This window comes from Methanosaeta sp. UBA458, assembly GCF_002496085.1.
Classification (GTDB): domain Archaea; phylum Halobacteriota; class Methanosarcinia; order Methanotrichales; family Methanotrichaceae; genus Methanothrix; species Methanothrix soehngenii.
In genome coordinates, this window is record NZ_DAIK01000126.1 from 6,139 (window position 1) to 10,115 (window position 3,977).

Here is a 3,977-nt window from a genome sequence, read left to right on the forward strand (position 1 = left end):
GGTGGCAATGAGTAACTGCTGCTCTTTGCAACAACAGGGATGTCAGCACCGGCATAGCCATCCACATAGAATGGCTCATTGGTGTAAGGATCCAGGTAGAAGTACTTCGTCTCCCCAGTCCTGGGGATCTTGTAGGCATATATCGGATACCCCTTGAAAGGATCGACTCCCACTTGAGCTATCCCGCTCTCTGTGATGTTGAAATCCTTCCAGCTGTTGAATGGATCGGTCAAGACCTCTCCATCCACAAGAACACTTCCCTTGGGCGCGCTTCCCCAGCTCCAAAGGGTATCATTCTTGCTTGTATTCTGGCTTTTTTCCTTTGATTGGGAATCAATGGCCTCCAGGCTTGCCAGGATAGACCTGCCGGAATCTCCACTTAGAGCCTGATAGCTGCCAGTGCTCTGAGCAGAAGAGTTCGCTAGCAAGAGACAAGCTAATGCCAATACAATCACTGCTAATGCAGTCTTCATACCGAACCCACCATGCTGAGATTGATGCCTGATGATAAAAGGCTTTCGCAGGTCATTTAATCAGTTTTATCTGAGTATTGGTGGCAATGAGTATTGCTCTTCTCCGATGTATTGGCCGGAGATGGGAGTGAAGCTGGCATATATCGGCTCACCAGTCTCCGGATTAAAGTAGACGTAGACCAGTTTTCCGCTATTGGAATCTGTGTATGTATAGTAGTGCTGCCCGGTGATTGGATCCACATAGGTTTTAACTCTCTCCCCAGTGACCGGATCGAAATAGGAATAAGCAGGGGTATCTCCATAGGGATCCACGAACGAATCGCCCAGCCAATCGCGCATAACGCTCAGGTTCTTCAACGTATACCGCGGATCGCCGATGATATTACCGTCCACAATCAGGCTGCCTTTGGGCGCTCCTCCCCAGCTCCATAGATTTTGATTGCTCTCGCTTTTTGATGCCGCCTCGGCGTCCGATGCTCCGATGGTGCTCAATACATTTCTGCCGTAGTCCCCGCCAACGCTCTGGAAGTTATTCTTCTCCTGAGCAAGAGCGTTCCCGACCAAGAGGCATGCTATCAGCAATGCCATTGCTGCTGCAAATGCAGTCTTCATACTGACCCCACTGGTGTTGAAATGACTCTTGGCAATAAAAGGCTTTCGAATGCAAGAGCCATTTGTGTTCAAAGCCAACCCAACTGAGGCAGGGCCTGGTGCAGGGTTGCTCTGAGCAGCACATCGATGATCAGAGCCGCAAAGAGCCACGCACGGTAGTTGGCGGACTGATAGAAGAACTGCTCGCCTCTTTTTGCTGTCGGATGGCGCACGAAATCCTGGTTCTGCCCCAGCAGCCAGCCGCCGGATACAATGGCTGCGATGAAATAGAACCACCCCAGGCCCGAGGCCAATCCCAGGGCAATGGAAAGAGCGATTCCTGCCAGCCAGAAGAGGGCCACCATCTTTGCGGTGACCGCAATGCCGAAGGTGGCGGGTGTGGTGGGAATTCCCTCTCTTCTGTCGCCCTCAACATCACGGGAGGCATCGCAGTTGGTAAATCCCCAATCGGTGATGCAGATCATCGCCGCCAGGATCAGAGAGGCAGGGTGGATGCCAGCGCCGGCCTTGAGAATCCCCGCCGGCTCCATAGCCAGCCAGACGCCTAAAGGCACCAATCCATAGGATAATCCCACGAAGATCCAGGAGAAGGGGGTATTCCTCTTGGCCCAGGCGGAGTAGATGCTTGCAAGTATGGTGGCAGCGACGAGGGCGACAAAGCTCTCGGGGTTGAGGTAGAGGGCGGCAGACAGGGCGACGAGAAAGAGAAATATCGACCAAGACTGGGCCTGCCTCTTGTTCAGCTTTGCCGAAGGCAGTGGCCGGCAGGGCATGCCGACCTTATCCACCTCGATATCGCAGCAGTCGTTATAGACATAAGAGCTGGTGATGGCACAGTAGGATCCGAGCACAGCTATTACAAAAGGAATCAGAGGAGGAAGAGTCCCTTCCACCGCATAGACCGCCAAGAGAGCCGAGGCTGCAGGCATGGCGATGTCCATGGGCGCGAGCGGTGGGCGTAGCAGCTCGATATATGCTCTGAAGTCTGAGAATCCTTGGTTTGTCATTTTATTCAAACTTCCCTAGGGGGTTCATCTTTTGAATCCATACTCTCAGATTACGCCTGAAAAGAGATCCAGGTGATCCCCGGGCCGGGTCAGATAATCCAGCCGGCCATGCTCCTTGAGGAGAGGGTACATCTCTTTGCCTTTGGCCAGCCCCAGCTGGGAAAGGGTTCTGCCACCTGGTGCGTCGGCCCGCCGCAGCTCAGACGCCTCCGGACAGCGCGGGTTCTTGATCCACCCATCGCGGGTAAAGAAATATGCCCCTCCTCCCTTCTCCTTTATGGGATCGTAGAGGGATGAGAAGTCCCTGGCCACGAAATTGGACATCTTGAGGGTCTTATTGGATCGATTGATGGTGATATGCCCGTAATTGGGGGGGACCAGGACCTTATCCCCGGCGGCTGCGTTTATGGCCACCACATCGGATAGATCCTCCTTCTGCAGGAGATAGAGCGCCTCGCCCTCAAGCACCTCATAGAGCTCAGGATAGGTAACGGCAGACCCCGGTGCCAGGGGGTGATAGTGGCCTGCAGTCTTAATGTACTCGCTGCCCATCATCCCTGGAGGGATTATGGTGATATCGTATCTCAAGTTCTGGTCTCGAAGCTTATCCCCGTCCGCCCGGCTCAAGAAGAGGTCGCGGAACATATAGTACAGCTCAAAGTTCTCTCTTCCCGCCAGCCAGATCTGATCGAATATAACGTCTTTCATGTCAAAGAGCCTGCGAATATCAGGCTCTTTGGTCTTGCCACCAAATTCTAGATCCATTTTCTATGCCACCGCTCTCCTTAGGCCCTCCAGGATTTATATGGTCTTCCACTGGCATTCGAGCAAAGAAATGGAAAGACTAAAAGCAGAGCTAGCGCTTTAGCTTGCCAGTCTTATCATTCAGGACCTTTATTAATCTCGATATGCTGATATGCCAGTATAGGACTCAGCAGGCATAAGGAGTGTTGATGGTGAAGTACTCCGTGAGCTCCTTTTTGAAGTCCACTATCACATCCACCCTCCAGTTTCCTGGAAGCCTGGAAACGTCAGTTCCCTTGATCTTCAGGCAGCTCCAGACAGGTGCCGCCCACATTCCCGTGAATCCGTCGATGGGCGGAATGGTGCTAAACGACCGGGCATAGGTCCTGCCCTCGGGCCAGTACCATCTCCACTCCACAGTATGCGGCTTTGAGTCCCGCCAGATAAGCAACCAGGAGACGGCCTGCTCATCATCGGTGGTAAATATGTTTGTCCTGTATAGCGGCATGCCGCTATCGGTAATATCCTTGGCTATGGTATGCTCGCTAAGGGGAAAGAACATAGGATGGGATGCCAGAGCCCCTCCGCCCATGAGCAACAATGCCAACGCCACTAAAGCAAATACTCTCGTTCTCATTACCACTCACCATAACTTTGAAAGCTTTTCAAACCCCAATAGTATATTAATCCATGTAGCATAAAAAGATAACGATTGGATGATAGAGATAAAAGATAGTGTCAGGCAATTGTCAGAGAGTCAGAGGCCTTATGCCCGATCTTCTGGCAATCTCTCGGGGAAGGTCCATAACATGATCCAAGCTATCGATCACATTTCCGTCGCTGGTCAACACTATTCCCCTGGTTGCCTTTAAAAGGCGATCGACATCTCTGGCGGTTCTGGCTGTGCCGCAGAGGTGCCGATCTGCCATCATCCCTTTTATCAGCTCTGCCATCTCTCCGCTGCGGCTCATCTGCTGGTCCAGCAGCACCTCTGTTCTTGCGGGACCAGCCTGGGCCAGAAGATCAAGGATCTGGTTGAGGGCAAGAGCGGTGAGCGAGGAGATTTTGTAGCTCCTGAAGATCCCTCTGCTATCTCGCAGGAAGCCGTCATCGCATGAATAGACGGGATGGCCTCCGAGGA

General features: G+C 52.7%; 6 protein-coding genes. All 6 read right to left on the reverse strand.

The annotated features are described in order from the left end of the window. A partial coding sequence (locus BP822_RS09155; RefSeq protein WP_286878174.1) for a hypothetical protein occupies nt 1-473 on the reverse strand: 473 nt, incomplete at its 3' end. A 66-nt stretch (nt 474-539) separates the two neighbouring features. Continuing rightward, nucleotides 540-1,085, reverse strand: a complete 546-nt coding sequence (locus tag BP822_RS09160; RefSeq protein WP_286878175.1) for a hypothetical protein — start codon at nt 1,083-1,085, stop codon at nt 540-542. A gap of 68 nt (nt 1,086-1,153) precedes the next feature. Further along, nucleotides 1,154-2,092 (reverse strand): UbiA family prenyltransferase, encoded by a 939-nt coding sequence (locus tag BP822_RS09165; protein ID WP_286878176.1) that lies wholly within the window; start codon nt 2,090-2,092, stop codon nt 1,154-1,156. A 45-nt stretch (nt 2,093-2,137) separates the two neighbouring features. Further along, nucleotides 2,138-2,857, reverse strand: a complete 720-nt coding sequence (locus BP822_RS09170) for a glucose-6-phosphate isomerase family protein (RefSeq protein WP_013720337.1) — start codon at nt 2,855-2,857, stop codon at nt 2,138-2,140. Between the two features lie 166 nt (nt 2,858-3,023). Next, complete coding sequence (locus BP822_RS09175) at nt 3,024-3,473, reverse strand: hypothetical protein (protein ID WP_273271397.1); 450 nt, start codon at nt 3,471-3,473, stop codon at nt 3,024-3,026. Between the two features lie 112 nt (nt 3,474-3,585). After that, nucleotides 3,586-3,977, reverse strand: a 392-nt coding sequence (locus BP822_RS09180; RefSeq protein WP_286878177.1) for a DUF5616 domain-containing protein, incomplete at its 5' end; no start/stop codon positions are given.

What these genes read in the sequence shown, in the direction of transcription:
- BP822_RS09160 (WP_286878175.1), bottom strand. Translation starts at nt 1,085, where the DNA reads ATGAAGACTGCATTTGCAGCAGCAATGGCATTGCTGATAGCATGCCTC.
- BP822_RS09165 (WP_286878176.1), bottom strand. Translation starts at nt 2,092, where the DNA reads ATGACAAACCAAGGATTCTCAGACTTCAGAGCATATATCGAGCTGCTA.
- BP822_RS09170 (WP_013720337.1), bottom strand. Translation starts at nt 2,857, where the DNA reads ATGGATCTAGAATTTGGTGGCAAGACCAAAGAGCCTGATATTCGCAGG.
- BP822_RS09175 (WP_273271397.1), bottom strand. Translation starts at nt 3,473, where the DNA reads ATGAGAACGAGAGTATTTGCTTTAGTGGCGTTGGCATTGTTGCTCATG.